Annotated in this window: 19 protein-coding genes, 2 tRNA genes and 1 pseudogene; 8 read left to right on the top strand and 14 right to left on the bottom strand. The window is 71.0% G+C overall.

The genetic code is table 11. From position 1 onward, the window contains the following. Positions 1–978, bottom strand: coding sequence for an FAD binding domain-containing protein (locus tag ACFXKG_RS15255; RefSeq protein WP_384837856.1), 978 nt, complete (start codon positions 976–978; stop codon positions 1–3). A 240-nt stretch (positions 979–1,218) separates the two neighbouring features. On the opposite strand from ACFXKG_RS15255, the gene ACFXKG_RS15260 reads away from it, so the two are divergent. Next, on the top strand, positions 1,219–2,424 hold the full coding sequence (locus ACFXKG_RS15260; RefSeq protein WP_384837859.1) for an XdhC family protein: 1,206 nt from the start codon (positions 1,219–1,221) through the stop codon (positions 2,422–2,424). Positions 2,425–2,503: 79 nt separating this feature from the next. On the opposite strand, the gene ACFXKG_RS15265 is transcribed toward ACFXKG_RS15260, so the two are convergent. Further along, positions 2,504–3,169 carry a hypothetical protein gene (locus ACFXKG_RS15265; RefSeq protein WP_384837862.1) on the bottom strand — a complete coding sequence of 222 codons (666 nt, stop codon included), beginning with the start codon at positions 3,167–3,169 and terminating at the stop codon, positions 2,504–2,506. 125 nt (positions 3,170–3,294) lie between these two features. Continuing rightward, positions 3,295–3,729, bottom strand: a complete 435-nt coding sequence (locus ACFXKG_RS15270; RefSeq protein WP_384837865.1) for a VOC family protein — start codon at positions 3,727–3,729, stop codon at positions 3,295–3,297. A 321-nt stretch (positions 3,730–4,050) separates the two neighbouring features. On the opposite strand from ACFXKG_RS15270, the gene ACFXKG_RS15275 reads away from it, so the two are divergent. Further along, positions 4,051–4,125: transfer RNA gene (locus ACFXKG_RS15275), tRNA-Ala, on the top strand. A gap of 62 nt (positions 4,126–4,187) precedes the next feature. Here the strand turns inward: ACFXKG_RS15275 and ACFXKG_RS15280 are convergent. Next, positions 4,188–4,367 (bottom strand): annotated as a pseudogene (locus ACFXKG_RS15280) (hypothetical protein); the annotation flags it as partial. A gap of 234 nt (positions 4,368–4,601) precedes the next feature. Between ACFXKG_RS15280 and ACFXKG_RS15285 the strand changes: the two are divergent. Next, complete coding sequence (locus ACFXKG_RS15285; protein ID WP_384837868.1) at positions 4,602–4,763, top strand: hypothetical protein; 162 nt, start codon at positions 4,602–4,604, stop codon at positions 4,761–4,763. A 199-nt stretch (positions 4,764–4,962) separates the two neighbouring features. Here the strand turns inward: ACFXKG_RS15285 and ACFXKG_RS15290 are convergent. Then, positions 4,963–5,037: transfer RNA gene (locus ACFXKG_RS15290), tRNA-Val, on the bottom strand. Between the two features lie 251 nt (positions 5,038–5,288). On the opposite strand from ACFXKG_RS15290, the gene ACFXKG_RS15295 reads away from it, so the two are divergent. The 4 genes from ACFXKG_RS15295 (at position 5,289) to ACFXKG_RS15310 (ending at position 8,659) form a co-directional block, all read left to right on the top strand. After that, positions 5,289–6,074: a DUF4097 family beta strand repeat-containing protein gene (locus ACFXKG_RS15295; RefSeq protein ID WP_384838021.1), complete on the top strand. Its 786-nt coding sequence runs from the start codon at positions 5,289–5,291 to the stop codon at positions 6,072–6,074. A 73-nt stretch (positions 6,075–6,147) separates the two neighbouring features. Further along, on the top strand, positions 6,148–7,554 hold the full coding sequence (locus ACFXKG_RS15300) for a hypothetical protein (RefSeq protein ID WP_384837871.1): 1,407 nt from the start codon (positions 6,148–6,150) through the stop codon (positions 7,552–7,554). Positions 7,555–7,770: 216 nt separating this feature from the next. Continuing rightward, positions 7,771–8,424, top strand: coding sequence for a DUF4383 domain-containing protein (locus ACFXKG_RS15305; protein ID WP_384837874.1), 654 nt, complete (start codon positions 7,771–7,773; stop codon positions 8,422–8,424). A 10-nt stretch (positions 8,425–8,434) separates the two neighbouring features. Continuing rightward, on the top strand, positions 8,435–8,659 hold the full coding sequence (locus ACFXKG_RS15310) for a zinc ribbon domain-containing protein (RefSeq protein WP_384837877.1): 225 nt from the start codon (positions 8,435–8,437) through the stop codon (positions 8,657–8,659). Positions 8,660–8,874: 215 nt separating this feature from the next. On the opposite strand, the gene ACFXKG_RS15315 is transcribed toward ACFXKG_RS15310, so the two are convergent. The 3 genes from ACFXKG_RS15315 to ACFXKG_RS15325 all read right to left on the bottom strand — a co-directional run bounded on the left by ACFXKG_RS15315 (position 8,875) and on the right by ACFXKG_RS15325 (position 13,621). Continuing rightward, complete coding sequence (locus ACFXKG_RS15315; protein ID WP_384838024.1) at positions 8,875–9,675, bottom strand: HAD family hydrolase; 801 nt, start codon at positions 9,673–9,675, stop codon at positions 8,875–8,877. Between the two features lie 110 nt (positions 9,676–9,785). After that, positions 9,786–12,305 carry a phosphoribosyltransferase gene (locus ACFXKG_RS15320; protein WP_384837880.1) on the bottom strand — a complete coding sequence of 840 codons (2,520 nt, stop codon included), beginning with the start codon at positions 12,303–12,305 and terminating at the stop codon, positions 9,786–9,788. A 143-nt stretch (positions 12,306–12,448) separates the two neighbouring features. Further along, positions 12,449–13,621 (bottom strand): HpcH/HpaI aldolase/citrate lyase family protein, encoded by a 1,173-nt coding sequence (locus ACFXKG_RS15325; protein ID WP_384837882.1) that lies wholly within the window; start codon positions 13,619–13,621, stop codon positions 12,449–12,451. A 219-nt stretch (positions 13,622–13,840) separates the two neighbouring features. On the opposite strand from ACFXKG_RS15325, the gene ACFXKG_RS15330 reads away from it, so the two are divergent. Next, positions 13,841–14,740 (top strand): TerD family protein, encoded by a 900-nt coding sequence (locus ACFXKG_RS15330; RefSeq protein WP_384837885.1) that lies wholly within the window; start codon positions 13,841–13,843, stop codon positions 14,738–14,740. A gap of 69 nt (positions 14,741–14,809) precedes the next feature. Here ACFXKG_RS15330 and ACFXKG_RS15335 read toward each other — a convergent pair whose 3' ends face one another. From ACFXKG_RS15335 to ACFXKG_RS15360, 6 genes are all read right to left on the bottom strand, one after another. Next, positions 14,810–15,547 carry a Tellurium resistance gene (locus ACFXKG_RS15335; RefSeq protein WP_384837888.1) on the bottom strand — a complete coding sequence of 246 codons (738 nt, stop codon included), beginning with the start codon at positions 15,545–15,547 and terminating at the stop codon, positions 14,810–14,812. A 186-nt stretch (positions 15,548–15,733) separates the two neighbouring features. Continuing rightward, positions 15,734–16,873 carry a DUF475 domain-containing protein gene (locus ACFXKG_RS15340; RefSeq protein WP_384837891.1) on the bottom strand — a complete coding sequence of 380 codons (1,140 nt, stop codon included), beginning with the start codon at positions 16,871–16,873 and terminating at the stop codon, positions 15,734–15,736. Between the two features lie 51 nt (positions 16,874–16,924). Beyond that, positions 16,925–17,500: a TerD family protein gene (locus ACFXKG_RS15345; RefSeq protein ID WP_365812795.1), complete on the bottom strand. Its 576-nt coding sequence runs from the start codon at positions 17,498–17,500 to the stop codon at positions 16,925–16,927. A gap of 231 nt (positions 17,501–17,731) precedes the next feature. Further along, a complete protein-coding gene (locus ACFXKG_RS15350) occupies positions 17,732–18,307 on the bottom strand; it encodes a TerD family protein (protein ID WP_365812794.1) in 576 nt (191 codons plus the stop codon). A 104-nt stretch (positions 18,308–18,411) separates the two neighbouring features. Then, complete coding sequence (locus ACFXKG_RS15355) at positions 18,412–18,888, bottom strand: peroxiredoxin (protein ID WP_384837894.1); 477 nt, start codon at positions 18,886–18,888, stop codon at positions 18,412–18,414. A 211-nt stretch (positions 18,889–19,099) separates the two neighbouring features. After that, positions 19,100–19,537, bottom strand: a complete 438-nt coding sequence (locus ACFXKG_RS15360) for a DUF3052 domain-containing protein (RefSeq protein WP_384837897.1) — start codon at positions 19,535–19,537, stop codon at positions 19,100–19,102. Positions 19,538–19,664 lie beyond the last annotated feature (127 nt).

Raw genomic sequence — 19,664 nt, forward strand, 5'->3', positions numbered from 1 at the left:
TCAGCCTCCCTGGGGGTAGTTCGGGCCACGGCCGGGGGCAGGGGCGGCGGGGGCGGCGGGGGCGGATCCCACCGCACCCGCCACGCCCGCCGCTCCTGCCCGCGCGTCCGCGATGCGCGCCACCGAGCGGCGCAGTGTGCGTACGGTCAGCTCCTTGGCGAGGTGGCGCTTGTACTCGGCGCTGCCGCGCCGGTCCGTGACCGGGTCGCAGGAGGCCGCCGCGATCTCGCCCGCCCGCGCGTACAGCGCCTCCGAGGGCTCCCTGCCGCGCAGTTCCCGGGAGATCTCCGGCAGCCCGGTCGTGTTCGGCCCGACGGCGGCGAGCCCCACCCGCGCGTCCTCGATGACACCGTGCTCCGCGTCCAGCCAGACGGCCGCGCCCGCCGAGACCACCGCCCAGTCGCCCGCGCGCCGTTCGACCTTCTCGTACGCGCTCGCGCCGTGGGGCCGGCGCGGGAGGATCACCTCGATCAGCATCTCGGCGTCGCCCACGGCCGTCTCGTAGGGACCGCGGTGGAACTCCTCCATACTCACGGTGCGCCGGCCGCCGCTGCCCTGGATCACGCAGCTCGCGCCGAGCGTCGTGCACACGGCGGAGAGGTCCTCGGAGGGGTCGGCCTGGCAGAGCGAACCGCCGAGCGTGCCGCGGTTGCGGACCACGGGGTCGGCGATCACGCGCTCCGCGTCGGCGAAGATCGGAAAGGTCCCGGCGAGCGCGGCGGACTCCAGCAGCTCGCGGTGGCGGGTCATGGCGCCGATGCGTATGCGGTCCGGCTCGACCCGGATGTAACCCAGCTCGTCGTAGAGATCGTTGATGTCGATCAGGTACTCGAAGTTGGCCAGCCGCAGCTTCATCATCGGGAGCAGACTGTGACCGCCGGCCACCAGCCGGGCCGTGTCACCCAGCCGGTCGAGGAGCCCGATGGCGTGATCGACGCTGGTGGCGCGTTCGTACTCGAAAGGGGCGGGAACCTGCATCAGCGATCCCTCTCTTGTGGCGCCCTCGCCACAGCCGCTTGCCGGCCCCCGTCGACGCCGTCATTTGGCTTCACGAGGTGCGGAAAGTCAACAGCGAATTAAGGTGTCGCTTAGGTCCCGGAAGGCCCGGGAACGAGCGCGGGCGACGTACACGCCACGGCTTAAGCGAACGCTGAAGTCTCCTTTGACAGCACCGGCCCCGGGACCCAGGCTGCGCCGGAAAGCTCGGAGGGAGCACAGGTGCGGGACATCGCCGGATCCATCGCCGCATGGCAGGCCGCAGGGGTGCGCTTCGCCCTGGCCACCGTCGTAGAGACCTGGAAGTCGGCGCCGCGCGGCCCCGGCGCGTCGATGGCCGTCGCGGAGGACGGCGAGGTGGTCGGCAGCGTCTCGGGCGGCTGTGTCGAGGGCGCGGTGTACGAGGTCGCGCGGGAGGTCCTGGCCACCGGCGAGGCCCAGCTCAAGACGTACGGGATCAGCGACGGCGACGCGCTGGAGGCGGGGCTGACCTGCGGTGGGATCGTGGACATCCTGGTCAGGCCGGCCGACGCCACGCACTTCCCCGGGCTGCCGGAGGTCCTGGAGCGCATCGCGGCGGGACTCCCGGTGGCGGTGGCGTCGGTGCTCTCCGTCGATCCGGACGCGTACGGCGACCACGGGACGCCGAGGACGCCAGGGGCTCCGGTGCCGGGCGGGAACCTGCTCGTGCTCCCGGCGGAGGCCTCCACGGAGGACTTCGCGGAGACCGCCCCGGATCCCTGTCCCTCCCCGGTACGGGGCACCCTCGGCGGCGCCCGGCTGGACGCGGCGGTCACCGAGCAGGCGCGCGGCATGCTCGCGCAGGGACACACCGGCGTCGTCCACATCGGGCGCCACGGCGAGCAGCGCATGGACGACCTGACGGTCTTCGTCCAGTCCTTCGCGCCGCCGCCGCGGATGCTGGTGTTCGGCGCGATCGACTTCGCGGGCGCGGTCGCGCGGATGGGGAAGTTCCTCGGCTACCACGTCACGGTCTGCGACGCCCGCCCGGTCTTCGCCACCCGGCGGCGCTTCCCCGACGCGGACGAACTGGTCGTCCAGTGGCCGCACCGCTTCCTGGAGGAGCATCCGGTGGACGCGTCCACGGTGATCTGCGTACTGACGCACGACCCGAAGTTCGACGTCCCCCTGCTGGAACGCGCCCTGCGCACCCCTGCCCGCTACATCGGCGCCATGGGCAGCCGCCGCACCCACGAGGACCGCCTCGCCCGGCTGCGCGAGGCCGGCCTGAGCGAGCGCGAACTGGCCCGGCTCTCCTCCCCCATAGGGCTCGACCTGGGCGCCCGTACGCCCGAGGAGACGGCAGTGGCGATCATGGCGGAGATCATCGCGCTGCGCTGGGGCGGCACGGGCGAGCGGCTGACGCGTACGGAACTCTCCATCCACCACGGTCAGCCGGTGAGATAGCCGCCCGAGACGTCCGCGTCGGTGCCGGTCAGGGGAGCCGCTTCGGCCGCCCCTCCGCACCCACCGGGCGTACGCCCTCCTAGGCACCGTCATCGAAAACAAGATTGCCGTACCTGCCGTTCGGCTCCCCGTTCGCGTACACACGCGGCGAGGTGAACACCCCGGCCAGTCCCTCGTCGAGGATCCGCCGCCGGGGCAGACTCACCCCGTAGTGCTCGCCCACCAGCCGGTAGACGTCCTCCATGGGCGGTATGTAGAGGACTTCCTCCTCGGGATCCTCGTCCGGGTCGAGCGTGCCGAGCCCGATCTCCGCCACCATGCGCCGCGTCAGGGGGTGGTCCGTCCTGATCGTCTCGTGGACCTCGCCCCAGAAGTACTGCCAGTCCGATGTCCCGTCCACGACGGCCCAGACGACGGGCGGGTCCCCGCCGTTGTCCTGAACGCCCAGACAAGTGCGGCCTTCCCACAGGTGCTTCACATGGTCGGGACGCTGGGTGTGGAACCCGTCCGAACCCCCGTGAAAAGCGAACGCCCACCCATCGTGCACTCCCAGCCGGGCCCAGTCCGGCACGCTGTAACCGGACTGCCGGAGCGTCCTGTTGAACGCATCCGGCTCCATGACACCGATGCCGGGGTCGGCTCCCAGCATCTCGGCCAGCTCCCCCACACCGACGCCTCTGACCATCTGCAGAATGAAACCCGGGTCATGAAGCTCGTCGTGCAACCACGCGAATCCGTCACTCATGACCGGCAGTGTGGCAGCGAGGTCTGACAACTCCCCCTCGGCGTCCTCGATGACACGGCCAGGCCGCGGGCACGGACTCGCCGGATGACCGCCGGCGAGATCCACGTCCGCGGCCACTCGGTCGGTCAGTCGAGACAGAACTCGTTGCCCTCGATGTCCTCCATCAAGAGGCACGACTCGTTCTCGTCATCCGCGAGCAGGAGTCGCACCCGTACCGCGCCGAGCGCGACCAGACGCGCGCATTCGGCCTCCAGCGCGGCCACGCGCTCGTCACCCACCAGCCCGGTGCCGACCCGCACGTCGAGATGGACCCGGTTCTTGACGACCTTGCCTTCGGGAACGCGCTGGAAGTACAGCCGCGGGCCCACACCTGACGGATCACCGCAGGCGAACGAGGCACCCCGACGCTCGGGCGGCAGCGTCCGGTCGTAGTCGTCCCAGGTGGCAAACCCCTCCGGCGGCGGCGGTACGACGTACCCCAGCACCTCGCACCAGAAACGGGCGACGTGCTCGGGTTCCGCGCAGTCGAAGGTGATCTGGACCTGCTTGATCGACGTCATCGGCCCATCGTAGAGGCGGCGTCCGGCGAGTCCGACTGGGTTTTTCGCAGCCTCGGTGGGAGGGCCCCCGACCGGTCCTCCAGCGCCAGAAAGTCAGGAGACGACGCAGAGTTCGCGTTCACCGCCCAGAGCAGCACGAAACCGCTCCCGCGAGCCCTCGCTCTCCAGGCCACCGCACTGGAGCAGCTCCTGAAAATGGCGATGCACATCGTCCGCCGCGTGAACCGGCGGCTCGTTGCCCGGCAGAAGCCACCGGAGAAGATCAAACTCATTCCAAATTCGATCGACTGACAGTCATGCCCTGGCTATGATCACGCCACGGCGGGGTCGTAGCACAGAGGTAGTGCGCCTACACAGCATGGAGGAGGACGCCGGTTCGAATCCGGCCGCCCCGCCTGCGCCCCTTCGTCCTGGCCTTCGGGCTGGGGCGGAGGGGCTCTTTCGTCATGTTTGAGGGCTCAGGTCCTCCGGGCGGCTCCGTAGGGCCAGACCACGTCCACGGGGACACCGGCCGCGCGCGCCTCGATCACCACGTCCGCCGTACCGCCGCCCTTCCCCGCCGGGGGCGCACCGTTCCAGACCGCGACGAGGCGGTCCGCGCGCTCCAGGAGGACGGCGTTCGCCGACTCGCACTGTTGCGGACTCACATGAAGGCCCTCCTGCCCTCAGCCGAGGCCCACCTGAACAGCCTCCGCCGAGGCAGCCTGGAGTGGATCTGCGGTCGGGGTCGCCTGAGCTCCGTGCGGCACCACAATCAACGGGCCCACACCAACCGTGGCTCAGTCCTCCGCTCAGACCTGAGTAGATGTCTACTCCCAAGACTGCGCCTGGATCCTGAGGAACTGCGGTAGCAGACTGGCCAAGGAGGCCCGGTGATCTGCGCGCACTGCGACCAGCCCATCCTCCGGGGCCGGCCCGCCACCGAGTCCACCGTCGAGACCGGATCCGGCATCGCCCCGCCCGTTCAGCGGCACCTGGACTGCAGGCCGAACCAGTTCCCGCGGCCGCGGGACTACCAGTTGCCGCGCCGGTGAACTCCCGTACACCGCCCGGGGCGCTCGCCCTGGCTTACGGGCCTGCCCGGCCGCGCCCGCCCCTGCGACCGGATCCAGAGACGGACCGAGCCTCGCAGTCAGCTTGGGGATGTGGCATCTATGTGGCATCAATCATGAAAACGGCCCCTGGTCGATCACGACCGGGGACCGCATTCAGCGTTCACCTGCTGGTTCCTACTGGTGGGCGCGGACGGTTTCGAACCGCCGACATCTGCTTTGTAAGAGCAGCGCTCTACCCCTGAGCTACGCACCCGTGGATGAGGGAACAGCGTACATGGCACACGGGGCCGGGCCACAAACCCGGGTCACGGCGCCGGGGGGCGCGGCTCTCGTCCGGGGCGGGTACGGGGGGTAACCCCACCCCGGGACGGTGGGCGGCCGGATCGGATCGGTGAGGGATCGTTCGTACCGTGGAGGGCACACCACTTCGGGCCGCCGGGGCGGGCCGGGCATGGGGCATCGGGGACCGGGGAGCCGGCCGGCGGCACAACCTTCTGGGGGACGATCATCGTGGCCGTACGCCGTGTACGCCGTAACCACACCCGTACGCTCATCGCCGCGGGCGGGGCCGCGCTGCTCGCCCTCACGGTCGCCGGGTGCGGGGCGGACGCGTCGGAGGCGACCGTGCAGGAGAAGGCGTTCCCGTTCAGCGGGAGGACGCTGAAGATCGACGCGGGGAACACCGCGGTCGAGCTGGCCACCGGGGAGGTGCGGGACGTCGAGGTGACCCGGCAGGTCGACGGCTGGGCGTTTCTGGGGAGCGGGCCCCACCCCGTCTGGAAGATGTCGGGCGACACGCTGACCCTCCAGGTGAAGTGCCGGGCGCTCGTCAGCGACTGCGAGGCCCGGCACCGGGTGACGGTGCCGCGTGGAGTGGCCGTGACGGTGGACGGGGACAACGGGAAGGTGACCGCCGTCGGGTTCGACACCGCGCTCAAGCTCACCACCGACAACGGCGCGATCTCCGTACGGGACTCCTCCGGGCCGCTCGACCTGAAGACCGACAACGGGAAGATCACCTCGGAGAACACCTCCGCCCCGTCCGTGGCCGCGTGGACCAGCAACGGTGCCATCCGGCTCGCGCACCGTACGGCGCCCGGCACGGTGGAGGCCGTCACCGACAACGGGAAGATCCAGATCGACCTGCCCGCCGCGTCGGCGCCGTACGCGGTGACGGCGAAGAGCGACAACGGAAAGATCGACGTGTCCGTGCCGACCAGCGAGAACAGCGCCCACGTGGTGAAGGCGCGCACCGACAACGGGAAGATCACGGTACGAAGCGCGAACTAACCGGCCCGCGTGTTCGTCATTACCTGGTGGGAGAATGAACCAGGGCAGGGCGAACTCGGCACGGGAGAGTGATGTGACGGCGACACACGCGCGGCCGTACGCAGGAGCCGGCGCACGTGCCGTCGGTGGCGCCCCGGCGGGTGCGGGCCGCGGGCTCGCGGGCCTCAGGGACGCGCTGACGCTGGTCCTGCTGCCGGTGCCGCTGCTGGTGGCCGCCGTGCCCGGCGCCTTCGCGGGCGGGGGGACGCGGCGCTGGTTCGGCGGTCGCGGCGAGAGCCTGCGGGCGGACGCGCAGGCCGCCAAGGACGCCGCCGCGGCCTCCTTCTACGAGCTGGACACCGCCCAGCGCGACCTGCGGATCTCCATAGAGACGATCACGGCGGTGGACAGCTCGCCGGGCGCCCGCAAGGCCGTCGCCGACTTCGCCGCGCTGGGGCAGCGGATCGACGAGGTGAGCCACGGCTACATCAACGCTGTGGACGCCCACGACCTGGACAAGGACGATCTGGAGCCGTCGGCCGCCTCGAAGGCGCGCACCGACCTCGCCAAGGCCAAGCAGGAGCTGGACCGGGTCAAGGGCGATCTCGGCCGGTTCGAGCAGGGGCTCGGGCCGCTGCTCGACAAGGCCGAGACGCAGCTCGCACGGCTGGCGCCCGCCGTGGAGCGGGCCCGGCAGGCGCTGCTGGCCGCGAGCGACGCGCTCGACGCGGTACGCGCCGCCGGGCTGCGCGCCGACGACCTGGCGGCCCGCCTCGCCGCGCTCGCCCCCGAGCTGACCAAGCTCAACCAGGGCGCGGGCCGGCACGGCGTCGCGGACACCCTCCAGCGCGCGGACCACGTCAAGCGGGACGCCGAGTCCGTACGGGCGGAGGCCGAGCGGCTGCCCGAGCGGGCCCGGGAGATCGACCGGCGACTGGTCTCGCTGCGTACCCGCGCACAGGCCCTCACCACCCGCGCCGGGACGGTGGAGCCCGTGCTCAGCGAGTTGCGCAGACGCTTCACGGCGGCGTGCTGGCAGGACCTCCAGCAGGTCCCCGACCATGCGGCGAGCAGCGTACGGCAGGCGGAGGAGAAGCTCGCGGAGGCGGCGAAGGCGCGCGAGGAGCAGCGGTGGCCGGACGCGACCTCACTGCTGAGCACGGCGCGGGCGCTGCTCAACGGCACGGACGAGGCGGTGTCCGCCGCCGGTGACCGCCTCCAGCGGCTCAACGCGGTGGCGAAGGACCCGCAGCAGGAGATCGACCGCACGCGGTTCGCGATACGGGACGCGCAGCGCCTGGCCATGTCCGGCCGGACCACCCCCGAGCCCCGGCACGCCCGCCCGCTGGACGACTCGGTGGGGCGGCTGGACCGGGCGGTCTCCTCGCTGGAGGGCCGCCACCCCGACTACTGGCACTTCCTGACCGAGACCGAGGCGGTACGGCGGCGGGTGGCCCAGGTGGTCACGGAGATCCGCGAGGAGCGCGGCGCCGGGCAGTAGCGCCCCTCCGCCCGGATCGTGGCGGCTCGGGGCCGGGCGGCTCGGGCCTGGGCGGCTCGCGTGCGGAGGGCCGGGGTCCGGGCGGCTCGGGTCCGGTCGAGTTGTCGGTCCGTCGCGGTGGGCGGATCCTGAGGATGCGTACGGGTACGTACGGGTGCGTGCCCGTACGTAGGTGTACGCACCCGTAGTCAGGCCACCGTCAGAAGGAGGCCGCCCATGGCCAGCCCAGCGATCCGCCGCTCCCCCGGCTCCCGGCCGGCGCCCGGCCCAGGCCTGTGGAAGGGGCGCGGGGGAGCCGACCGGCGTGACCGCGGCCACGCCCTCCGGCACGTCAGGCTCGACGAACACCTCCCCCTGGACCACCGGCTCAACCAGGTTTACCGCGTCGGCGCCGGGCTGATGGGCCTGGCCCTCATCGCCTTCGGGATCCTCGGCCTGATGGACCGGATCGGCTTCTTCGACACGGGCGGCCAGCAGGTCGCGGGGCTCAACGCCAACGGCACGCTGAGCGTGCTCTCCATCTGCGTCGGGGTGCTCCTGCTGGTCGGGATGGTGATCGGCAAAAACACCGCGTCGACCGTCAACATGGTCCTCGGGGTCCTCTTCCTCCTCAGCGGTTTCGTCAATCTGGCGCTGCTCAACACCAGTTACAACTTCCTCGCCTTCCACATCCAGAACGTGCTGTTCAGCTTCGTCGTCGGGCTGCTGCTGATGTTCTTCGGGATGTACGGCAGGGTCAGCGGCCACCTGCCGCACGACAACCCGTACTGGCGGGCCCGCCACCCCGAGGAGGCGGAGCGTGAGCTGCGCCGGAGGGCCGAGGCCGGCCCGGGGAGCGAGAGCGCCCGGGGGCAGGAGGGCGTCGGATAATCTGAGGCGTATGCCTCGCTACGAGTACCGCTGCCGCTCCTGTGGTGACACCTTCGAACTCAGCCGCCCGATGGCGGAGTCCGCCGCCCCGGCGTCCTGCCCCGAGGGGCACGACGACACGGTGAAGCTGCTCTCCACCGTCGCGGTCGGCTCCAGCGCCAAGGGCGGCGCCCCGGCCCCCGCCTCCGGTGGTGGCGGGGGCGGCGGCTGCTGTGGAGGCGGCTGCTGCGGCTAGGGTCTGTCGTTTGGATCAGGCTGGATCAGGGAGCGCCCGCCGCGTCAGCGGCTGATGTCGCCGTTGGTGCCGTGGATCGCAAGGCGGAGGAGGGAGGCGACGCATGAGCGTCGGCTCCCCCGCATCCGCCGTCAACGCGGCGAGGCGCGGCCCGCCGCGTCAGCGGCTGATGTCACTGCGGGCACGCGAGCCCAGCATGATCCAAACGACAGGCCCTAACTGCCCGTAGCGGCGTCCAGCAGGCGGCGGAGGATCTCCTCGCCCGCCGCGACACCCGTGTGCGACAGTGCGTCGACGTGCGGGGCGCGCCATCGCTCGTCGGCCAGTTCGCCGTGGCCGGGCCGGAACGCCCGGTCGGCGGCGAGCAGCAGGTCCGCGTCGAGCAGCGAGTCACCGGCGGCCAGGGTGAGTCCGGCGCCGGTCCTGCGGGCCACCTCCCGCATGGCCGCGCTCTTGGTGAGCGGCCGCGGTACGGCGTAGATCTTGCGGCCCTGGAGCGAGACGGTCCAGCCGCGCTCCCCCGCCCAGTCGGCCAGTTCCTTGACCCAGCCGTCGGGCAGCAGCGCGCGGTCGACCACCAGATAGGCGAACAGGTCCTCGGCGACCCGCTCCTTGAGGAGCCACGCCGGATCGGCGGTCGCGCTCAGATGCGCGCGGACCTCGGCGAGCGGCGCGCACTCGGCGGCCAGCCGCGCGGCCACCTGGGCCTGCCAGCCGGGGTCCGACACGCCGTCGACCAGCAGGTGGCCGCCGTTGGCGCAGATCGCGAACTCCGGCGCGGGGCCCGGCAGGCGGATCCGGCCGTACTGCTCGCGGGTGCGGGTCGTCGTCGGTACGAAGACGGTCGTGCGGGCGAGCCGGTCGAGGAGCGCCGCGGCCGTCTCCGTCAGATAGGACAGCGGCCGGCTCTCGTACACCTCGACGCAGAGCAGTCGCGGCGCCTCGGCGTCCGGCATCGGTAGCTGGAGGGCGGCGGCGGAGTAGATGAGGGTGCGGTCCAGGTCGCTCGCGACCAGGGTCGGCGGCGCGGTCGGGGATGCCTGCGGGGCCGCGGTCGGGGAGGCCGCCGGGGGCGACGTGGGGGCCGCGGTCGGGGGAGCCGCCGGGGGCGACGTGGGGTCCGTGCTCACGCGGTGGCCACCGCCTTGCCGTCGGCGCCGGTCGCGCCCCGGGTGTACCGGGGGTGGATCAGCCCGACGCAGGTGTACGGCAGGCCGTCGACCTCCTCCACGGGCACCCCGCGCTGCTCGGCCAGCAGCCGCACATGGTCGAGATCGGCCCCCGCGCCGCGCCGGGCGAGGATCTTCCAGGGGACGCGGCGCAGCAGGACGCGGGTGGTCTCGCCGACGCCCGGCTTGACCAGGTTCACGTCATGGATGCCGTACTCCTCGCTGATCCGCTCGACGGCCGCCCACCCCTCCCAGGTGGGGGCGCGGTCGGCCGCGAGGAGTTCCCCCACCTCCTTGGACACCGCGTCGGCGACCTCGTCGAAGCGGGCCGCGACGGTGTCGAGGAAGTGCTGCGAGACATCGGCCCCGGCCAGCTCCCGGTAGTGCTTCGCGCCGTGGAAGTCGTCCGGGCCGACCAGGTCGGCGCGGAGGACCGTACGGGAGATCAGCCCGGAGACCGTGGAGTTGAGGCAGGCGGAGGGGATGAGGAAGTCCTCACGGGTGCCGTACGTCCGTACGCAGCCGCCCGGGTCGGCGAGGACCGCGATCTCCGGGTCGAAGCCGCCGAACCCGGCCAGCGCCTCGGCCAGTTCGCGGGTGATGGCGCCCTTGCCGGTCCAGCCGTCGACGAAGACCACGTCGGCCGGGTCGTGGTGGGCGGCGAGCCAGCGCAGGGCGTTGGCGTCGATGCCCCGGCCGCGCACGATGGAGACGGCGTAGTGCGGCAGGTCCAGGCCGTGGCGGTGCTGGGCCCAGCGGCGCATCAGCACACCGACGGGGGTGCCGGCGCGGGCCAGCGAGACCAGCACGGGGCGGGGTGAGCGCTCGGCGAGCACCGTCTCGGTGACCGTGCCGACGGCTCGGGCGACCCGGGCCGCCGAGGTCTCCAGGGCGGCGGCGAACAGCTTCTGGTACCGCTCGCTCGGCTGGTACTCGACGGGCAGGGACTCCGCGTAGTGCGCGCCACCGCTCTGGATGGCCTCCTCGCGCTCCTCCGTCGGGGCCTCCAGCTCGACGTCCGAGAGGTCCTGGAGGAGCCAGCCGACGTCCTGCGGGGCGTAGGAGGAGAAGGCGGGGCCCCGGAGGGGGTCGGGGAGCATGGCGGGTTCCTGCCGTTCTGGGCTGTACGTGGAGGTGGCGGCGGGGGCGGGAGTGGCGGCGGGGGTGTACGAGGGGATCACGGCGAGGATCACGCGGGGCGTGTGCTCGGCGAGGCGGGCGAGGAGGCCGCCGGGGGCGTGCAGCGCGGGGGTGTCGGCGACGGAGTCGACCACCGCGACGACGGCGTCGAAACCGCCGCCCGCGACGTTGTACGCGTACCGGTCGCCGCCGTCCTCGGCCGTGACGGTGTCGTGGGCGGGGAAGACCAGGCGGCTGCGTATCGCGTAACCAGGGTCGTCGACGGCCAGCACGGGCGAGCGCGTCGTGGTCGAGTAGCGCACCTCCGGGGCCGCGGCGCCGTGCCCGGCCCCAGTCTCGCTCTCGGTCTCGTACGTACGCTCCAGCTCCCCGGCCAGCCGGAGCGGCGCGTACATCAGCTCCTCGAAGCCGAGGACGAGTACGCGCCGGACGTCGCCCAGTTCGGTGGCGAGGGCGCGCGCCATCGCGGGCAGCGCCGTCTCCAGGCTCGTCCGGTGGGCGGGGGTGAAGCCGTGCCGGCCGCCGTCCGGGACCCCGGCCGGCCACTCCAGGGCGACCCGGGACGTCCGGGAGGCGCGCTCCGGGGCGCCCGCCGCCGGGCGCTGCCCCGGGACGGGGACCGGCACCGGAACCGGCGCCGGCGCCTCGTGCCGGGCCACCAGCGCCTGGCCCTTCTCCAGCACGCCGTCCGGGAGCCGGACCGTACCGGAGGCCAGGGTCACCAGGTCGACGCGCGCCCCGATCTCACCGGCGAACTCGGCGAGCCGCCCCTGGTCGGCCGCCGACCGCATGTCGACCAGGGCGACGATCACGTACCACCGCCGGGGGTAGCGGTCGTGCAGGGCCCGGATCGTGTTCAGGACGGTGTTGCCGGTGGAGAACTCGTCGTCGACGAGGACCAGCGGCCCTTCCGAGGCCAGCAGCCCGGGGTCCTCCGGCAGCAGCAGGTGGGAGGTGGCGTGCGAGTGCGACTCCTCGAAGCCGCCCGCGGTCGCCACGCCCGCGACCATCCGGCGCGTGGAGTGCAGATACGTCGCGTCCCGCACCCCGTCGGCGACCGCGTGGCCGAGGCCGGTCGCGGTCTCCGCGTAACCGAGCACCACGGCCCGTCCGGCCTCCGCGCCCAGCAGCTCCCGTACGCGCGTGCCGAGCCGGACGCCCGTGCCGTGGACGACGGCGGGGCTCTGCGGCACGTGCTTGCCCAGCACGTTCGAGACGAGGAGATGCGCGCGCCGGGGGTTGCGGCGCAGGGCGAGGCCGAGCAGTTCGCGCAGCCCGTCGTCGCCGGTCAGCTCGACGCCCAGCCGCTCGGCCACCCATGTGCCGGACCAGACCATGCCGGTGTTCTCCTCCGTGTCGGTGACCCTCGCCGTATCCGTGTCAGCGGTCCTCGCCGTATCCGTGCCAGCGGTCCTCGCCGTATCCGTGTCAGCGGTCCTCGCCCGGTCAGCGGTTCCTGTGATGCTGCGTCCAGGGCCGCTCATTCCGCGAGTCCGGCCGTCAGCAGCTCCACGAAGCCGACGTCCTCGCGGGCGACGCCGAAGACCTCGGCCCGCCGGAGGGTGCGCTCGGCCCAGGCGCGGTGCGGCTTCACCTCGTTCATCTTGTTCGTGTACGCCGACCGCAGCACCCCGCCGCCGCCCCGCTCGGGGCGCAGGATGTCCTGGGCGTCGCTGAACTCCTCATGGCTGACGACCGACAGCGCGTGCACGGGCGGCACATGCGACGGGTGGATGCAGGTCTTGCCCAGGAGCCCGTTGGCGCGGTCGAGTTCGATCTCGCGCAGCAGGCCGTCGAGGTCGTGCTCGATCAGGGCCGTACGCAGCTCCTCGGCGCGCCCTTCGAGGAAGGGGCTGCGGCGGAGCTGCGGCTTGAACATGCGCTCCTGCAGCCGGAAGTACTCCCAGACGGGGCCCGTGATCGTGAAGCCCGTGCCGTCGGCGCGGCCCAGGACGTTGACGACGTCCGCGATGACCCCGGCGACGATCCGTACGTCGTACGCCGTCATGTCGGGCGAGCGGCGCAGCCCGTACGCCGAGCAGAAGTCGGTGACGCCGAGGCGCAGCGCGAGCACCCGTTCGCGGTACTTGTCGACGGCGTTGGCGATGCCGGTGAGTGTCTCGGTCCTGGTCTCCAGGTGGAGGAGTTCGGGCGATTCGAGGACGGGCATCGCGTACAGCGTGCGTCCGCAGGCGGCCTCCGCCTCGGCGAGGGCCTCCAGGAAGGGGGTGCCGCGTTCCTCGGTGAACTTGGGGAGTACGAATCCGGACAGCAGGCGGACGGAGGTGCCCATGCGCCGGACGAGGTCGGGGATCTGGTCCGGCTCGCGGACGCGGATGAAGAGCAGCGGTGTCTCGGTGCCCCGCTCGGCGAGGTCGGCGAGCTCGGCGAACTGGCGCACCAGGTTGGCCTCGGCGCCCTCGACCTCGGCGTCGTGGATGGAATCCTCCAGGCAGAGCACCATGGAGACGACGCCGCGGCCGGCCTGCTTCAGTACGTCGTCGGCGAGCCGGGGCCGGGTCGCGGGGCTGTAGAGGGTGGCCCCGAGCGCGACGGAGAGCAGCCCGGCGGGGGATCCGTCGGTGAACTCGCATGGTTCCCGGTGGAACAGGCCCTGCCGGACAGCGGGCGGGATATGCCCGAAATGACGCATGTGAATCCCCCGTACTGCCGCTTCGGCCTGTTGGCCTGCATGGCCGGTAATAGTACGTATGGCCGGGTGTCAAGAGTTCCCCGGGCGCATGAAATCCTGGTAACTCGTCTGCTTCTCGGTGGTTCCACCGGCGTACCGGCCGTACGGCCGGCGGCGCGGACCGTGGAGGAGCGGCCTCCACGTTGTCCCGGTGGGCGCTGGGAAGGCAGGATGGCCGGTATGACGCACGCGATGCTCAAGGGCTCGAACGTCCCCCTCGACGCCATGGCCGTACGAGCCGTGCTGCGCTGGTCGCCCGGCGCCGGGGTCCCTGATGTGGACGCCTCGGCGCTGCTGCTGGGCTCCGGCGGCCGGGTCAGGTCCGACGAGGACTTCGTCTTCTACAACCAGCCGAGGCATCCGTCCGGGGTGGTGCGCCGGCTGCCCAAGAAGCAGGTCGGTGAGTGGCTGACCGACTCCGTCGAGGCGGATCTCGCCGCGCTCGACCCCTCGGTCGAGCAGGTCATGCTCTCCGCCTCCTCGGACGGCGCGAGCTTCCACCACGTGAGCGATCTGCGGATCATGCTGTACGACGCGGGCGCGGCCGACGGGGAGCCGCTGGCCGTCTTCGACGTGCAGCCGGAGACCGGCGAGGAGACCGCGATCATCTGCGGCGAGCTGTACCGGCGCGGGGACGGCTGGAAGTTCCGCGCCGTGGGGCAGGGGTATCCGACCGGGCTGATCGGGCTCGCCACCGCGTTCGGCATCTCGGTCGACGACACGGAGGAGGCCGCCGGGGCGGACGGCGCCGAGGAGGGCGTGGCCACGACGGACGACGACGCCACGGTGTTCCACGGCGGTCCGGACGCCACGTCCCACCCCGGGGGCCGTCCGGTGGGCGACACCGCGGTCACGCAGCCCGCGGCGCAGCTCCCGCCGCCCCCGGCGGGGCCTCCCGGGTACGGCTACCCGCAGCCCGCCCTGCCCACGGCCCAGCCGCCGTACGGCTATCCGCAGCCCGTCTCGGCGCCGGGGCCCCAGCCCGCGTACGGCTATCCGCAGCCGGCCCCCGCCGCGGCGCCCGCCCCGGATCCGCACTTCCGGCTGCCCCCGATGGGCCCGCAGTTCGCCCGCCAGTAGCCCGCGCGCCGGTGGTGCGCCCCGGCGTACGGGGCCGCACCGGCCGTTGCGACCCCTCAAGGCCGGCTCTCAGGTCTTCGCCTTGTAGCCGCGGCCCCACTGGAGGCCCCAGCCGTACAGCCGGTCCAGCTCGGCCTGGAAGCCGTACACGTACTTCACCTCGCGGCGGACGACCAGGTCGCCCTTGACGTTCTGCAGCGAGAACACCGCGCAGGACCTGGCCTGCGGCTCGTCGTCGTCGAGGTCGATCTCGATCCGCGGGCCGTTGCTCGGGTAGAGCGTCACATGCGCGTGCGTGCGGTTGAACGCGGGCGTCTGGTCGTAGATGTAGACGAAGAACAGCAGGCGCTTGATCTCGTCGCGGTTGTCGAGGTTGACGTACACGGTCTCCCCCGAGCCCGCGCCGAACCGGTCGTCGCCGCTGAGCTTCACGTACGGCGGGTCGTTCAGGTCCCCGAGGAAGTTGCCGAGGGGCTGTACGACGCCTTTGCTGCCGTCCGTCAGCTCGTACATGCAGCCGAGGTCCAGGTCGACGTTGACCACGCCCTGTGTGTGGGCCTGGACGACCTCGGGCTTGAAGAGCTTGAGCGGGTTGCCCAGGATCTTGCCGCTCTGGCGTGAGCGCCCCCCGATGTCTGAGGTGCGCATCTGCCAGGAGAGGTTGACCCGGAGGTTCCCGGTCGCCGCGCCCTGCTTGGAGAGCGAGATCGTCGGGCGCCGCTTGGTCAGTTCGATGGAGTTGGACGCACTGCCCGAATCGAATTGCGATGCCCTTTGCCCTTGCCACAGGTTGTCCCAGAAGGCCATGCCCCCCACCCCGCTCCTGTCATCTGCTCGTCGTCTGCTTGCCAACGAATGGTCATATCGGCACGGAACAACGGGGCGGCCGGTAGGCTCCCGCCTTCTGGCCGCCCCGTTCACAGGGTTCCCTGGATCCGCTCCGTGTCACACCCCTGAGCACCGGCTCACGAGAGGGCTCACCGGAGCATGCGCTCAGACCTGGAGCGCCGTCTTGTCCCCGTCGGGGTCCTTGTCGCCGCCTTCCGCTTCGAGCGCCTTGTTACGGCGCACGGAGGACCAGAAGGAGGCGGCGATGAGAATCACGCCGACCAGACCCGTGACGATCTCGTTGATGGAGTGCTCGATGGTGATGAGCAGGATCGCGGCCAGCGCACCGATCGCATAGTGTGCGCCGTGCTCCAGGTAGACATAGTCGTCCAGCGTTCCCTGGCGGACCAGGTACACCGTCAGCGAGCGGACGTACATCGCGCCGATACCGAGACCCAGCGCCATCCAGAAGATGTGGTTCGTGATGGCGAAGGCACCGATCACGCCGTCGAAGGAGAAGGACGCGTCCAGGACCTCCAGGTAGAGGAAGAGGAAGAACGCCGCCTTGCCGGCCAGGCCGACCGCGGAGACCTGCTTGCCCTCGGCCTTGGCCTTCTCCTCCTCTTCCTGCTCGCGCTCCTCCTCTTCTTCGAGCTTGTCCTCGAAGTAGCCCGAGAGACCGCCCACGACGAGGTACGTGATCAGACCGGCGATCCCCGCCAGCAGTACGGTGGCCGACTTGTCGGTGTACCCGGTGCTGGTGTGCGCGTTGGTCGCGAAGGTCATCGCCGCGACCAGCAGGACGATCAGCGCGACGCAGACCGACAGCATGTCGACCTTGCCGAGCTTGGCCAGCGGGCGCTCCAGCCAGCCGAGCCACTTGATGTCCCGGTCCTCGAAGATGAAGTCCAGGAAGATCATCAGCAGGAACATGCCACCGAAGGCCGCGATCGCCGGGTGGGCGTCGGTGACCAGGTCCTCGTACCGGCCTGGATTGTCCATCGCCAGCTGGACGGCCTCGATCGGCCCGACCTTGGCGCTGATGGCGACGATCACGACGGGGAAGACCAGTCGCATACCGAACACGGCGATGAGGATGCCGATGGTGAGGAAGATCTTCTGCCAGAAGGCATTCATCTTCTTCAGGATCCCGGCGTTGACGACCGCGTTGTCGAAGGAGAGCGAGATCTCAAGGATGGAGAGGATCAGTACGATCCCGAACGCCTCCCACCCCCACTGCCAGGCCGCGAAGGCCAGGCCGATCGCCGTGATGGCGAACGACCAGCCGAAGGTTTTCAGGATCACTGCCTACCCCATCTGGTGATTAACGGGTTTTCCCCCGCGCAGCGTACTGCTTTACGAAACGTTGACCCCAAAGTCTAGAGCGATGCCCCTGAGGCCCGACGCGTACCCCTGACCAACTGCACGGAACTTCCACTCACCGCCATAGCGGTACAGTTCGCCGAAGATCATCGCGGTCTCCGTGGAGGCGTCCTCGCTGAGGTCGTAGCGGGCGAGTTCCTGGCCGTCGGCCTGGTTGACGACCCGGATGAAGGCATTGGCGACCTGGCCGAAGGTCTGGCCCCGGTTGTCGGCGTCGTGGATCGAGACCGGAAAAACGATCTTGTCGCAATGGGCCGGGACCTGGGAGAGATCGACGATCAGCGATTCGTCGTCGCCCTCGCCCTCACCCGTCAGGTTGTCGCCGGTGTGCTGGACCGAGCCTTCGGGGCTCGTCAGGTTGTTGTAGAAGATGAAGAACTCGTCGCCGAGCACCCGTCCTGACTGGCAGAGCAGCGCGCTGGCGTCGAGGTCGAAGTCGGCTCCGGTGGTGGAACGTGCGTCCCAGCCGAGCCCGACCAACACCTGGGTGAGGTTGGGTGCGGCTTTGGAGAGGGAGACATTGCCTCCCTTGGCGAGTGTGACGCCCATGATGGTGAGTCCTCCCCGAGGTGGTGTTCGTGCCGTGCTGGCAGGCGGGACGCGCCTGACGTCCTGCCCGCTCCGTTCCCGATACATGCGATTCGTACCCGTACCGAGATCATGCCGTTCCCGCCCGTGCTCGCGCACCTACTCCGCGGGACCGGTACGAACCCGGGACGCGTCCGGCGCCGCACAGAAATGTGCGGCGCCGGAGACGGGGCTTGGTGAACGGCGGACGGCTCAGACGTTGACGCCGAAGTCCTGGGCGATGCCGCGCAGGCCCGAGGCGTACCCCTGGCCGATGGCGCGGAACTTCCACTCCGCGCCGTTGCGGTACAGCTCGCCGAAGACCATCGCGGTCTCCGTCGAGGCGTCCTCGCTCAGGTCGTACCGCGCCAGCTCGTTGTTGTCGGCCTGGTTGACCACGCGGATGAACGCGTTGCGGACCTGGCCGAAGGACTGCTGGCGGCTCTCCGCCTCGTAGATCGAGACAGGGAAGACGATCTTCTCGACGTCGGCGGGGACCGTGGCCAGATTGACCTTGATCGCCTCGTCGTCGCCCTCGCCCTCGCCGGTGAGGTTGTCCCCGGTGTGCTCGACGGAGCCGTCGGGGCTCTTCAGGTTGTTGAAGAAGATGAAGTTGCCGTCGACGGCGACCTTGCCCTCGGCGTTCGTCAGCAGGGCGCTGGCGTCGAGGTCGAAGTCGGCTCCGGTGGTGGAACGTGCGTCCCAGCCCAGACCCACGGTGACCGCGGTCAGGTTGGGCGCGGCCTTGGTCAGCGAGACGTTTCCGCCCTTGCTGAGGCTGACTCCCACGAGTCCTCCCTATGTTTGAAGCGTTGGCATCCGATCAACGACTGGATCCTAGTGACCGGTTCCCGGCCATCGTGCGATTTCGACGGCCGGTATCGGATGTCGCGTCAGAGCGACGCGAGCGCCTTGACGTACTCGCCGAGGTCCCGGGCGTCGGGCAGCGCGTTGACGACGGTCCAGCGCACGACGCCCTCCTTGTCGATGATGAAGGTGCCGCGTACGGCGCACCCCTTCTCCTCGTCGAAGACGCCGTAGGCGCGCGAGACCTCGCCGTGCGGCCAGAAGTCCGACAGCAGCGGGTACTCCAGGCCCTCCTGCTCGGCGAAGACGCGCAGGGTGTGGGCGGAGTCGTTGGAGACGGCGAGCAGCTGGGTGTCGTCGTTGACGAACGTGGGCAGCTCGTCGCGCAGGGCGCAGAGCTCGCCCGTGCACACGCCGGTGAAGGCGAAGGGGTAGAAGAGCAGCACCACGTTCTTGGCGCCGCCGGCCGCGTCGGCCTTGCGGTAGTCGGACAGCCGCACGGTCCGCCCGTGGTTGTCCTTCAGCTCGAAGTCCGGGGCAGGGGTGCCGACCTCGATCGCCATGGATGCACGTCCTTTCGAATGGCTCGGCGGATCGGTCCTGACGCCAGGGGCGGCGTCAGGACCACGCGCCTGTGTGCCCCCGAGCCTACGCAAGGGCCCCCCGCCGACGAGATCGGCGGGGGGCCTTCAACGCTGCTCCGCCGGTGCCGGTGGCGACATCGGGGGCTGCCGGGTCATGTACGCGCCTCGGGCAGGGCCCGGGCGGCGTCAGTCAGCGCTTGCTCTTGGCCGCCTTGGGCGTGACAAGCCGGCTGCCGGTCCAGTCCTTGCCCGCGTTGACGCTCCTGGTCTGGGACAGGCCCGCGGTCTGGGACGCCTCGTTGACGTCGCTCGGTTCGACGTAGCCGTCACGGCCGGTCTTCGGCGTCAGCAGCCAGATCACTCCGCCGTCCTCGATCAGACCGATGGCGTCCACCAGCGCGTCCGTAAGGTCGCCGTCCTCGTCCCGGAACCACAGGACGACGGCGTCGGCCACGTCGTCGTAGTCCTCGTCGACAAGATCCTGGCCGGTGATGGCCTCGATGGACTCGCGGAGATCCTGGTCGACGTCATCGTCGTAGCCGATCTCCTGGACCACCTGTCCGGGCTCGAACCCAAGCCTTACGGCAAGGTTGGTCCGCTCCTCCGCGTGGTCCGCGGTCGCGCTCACGGATTGCCTCCTGATCATGTTTCGATTAAACGCTTCGGGCCGCGCGCGTACGCGGGGCATTGGCCGTAGTCCACACGGGCGGGGCGGATCGCGCAAGTACCCGGCCGCCGAGACCGCCGAAACGGTG

Source organism: Streptomyces sp. NPDC059255 (genome assembly GCF_042752355.1).
GTDB lineage: Bacteria > Actinomycetota > Actinomycetes > Streptomycetales > Streptomycetaceae > Streptomyces.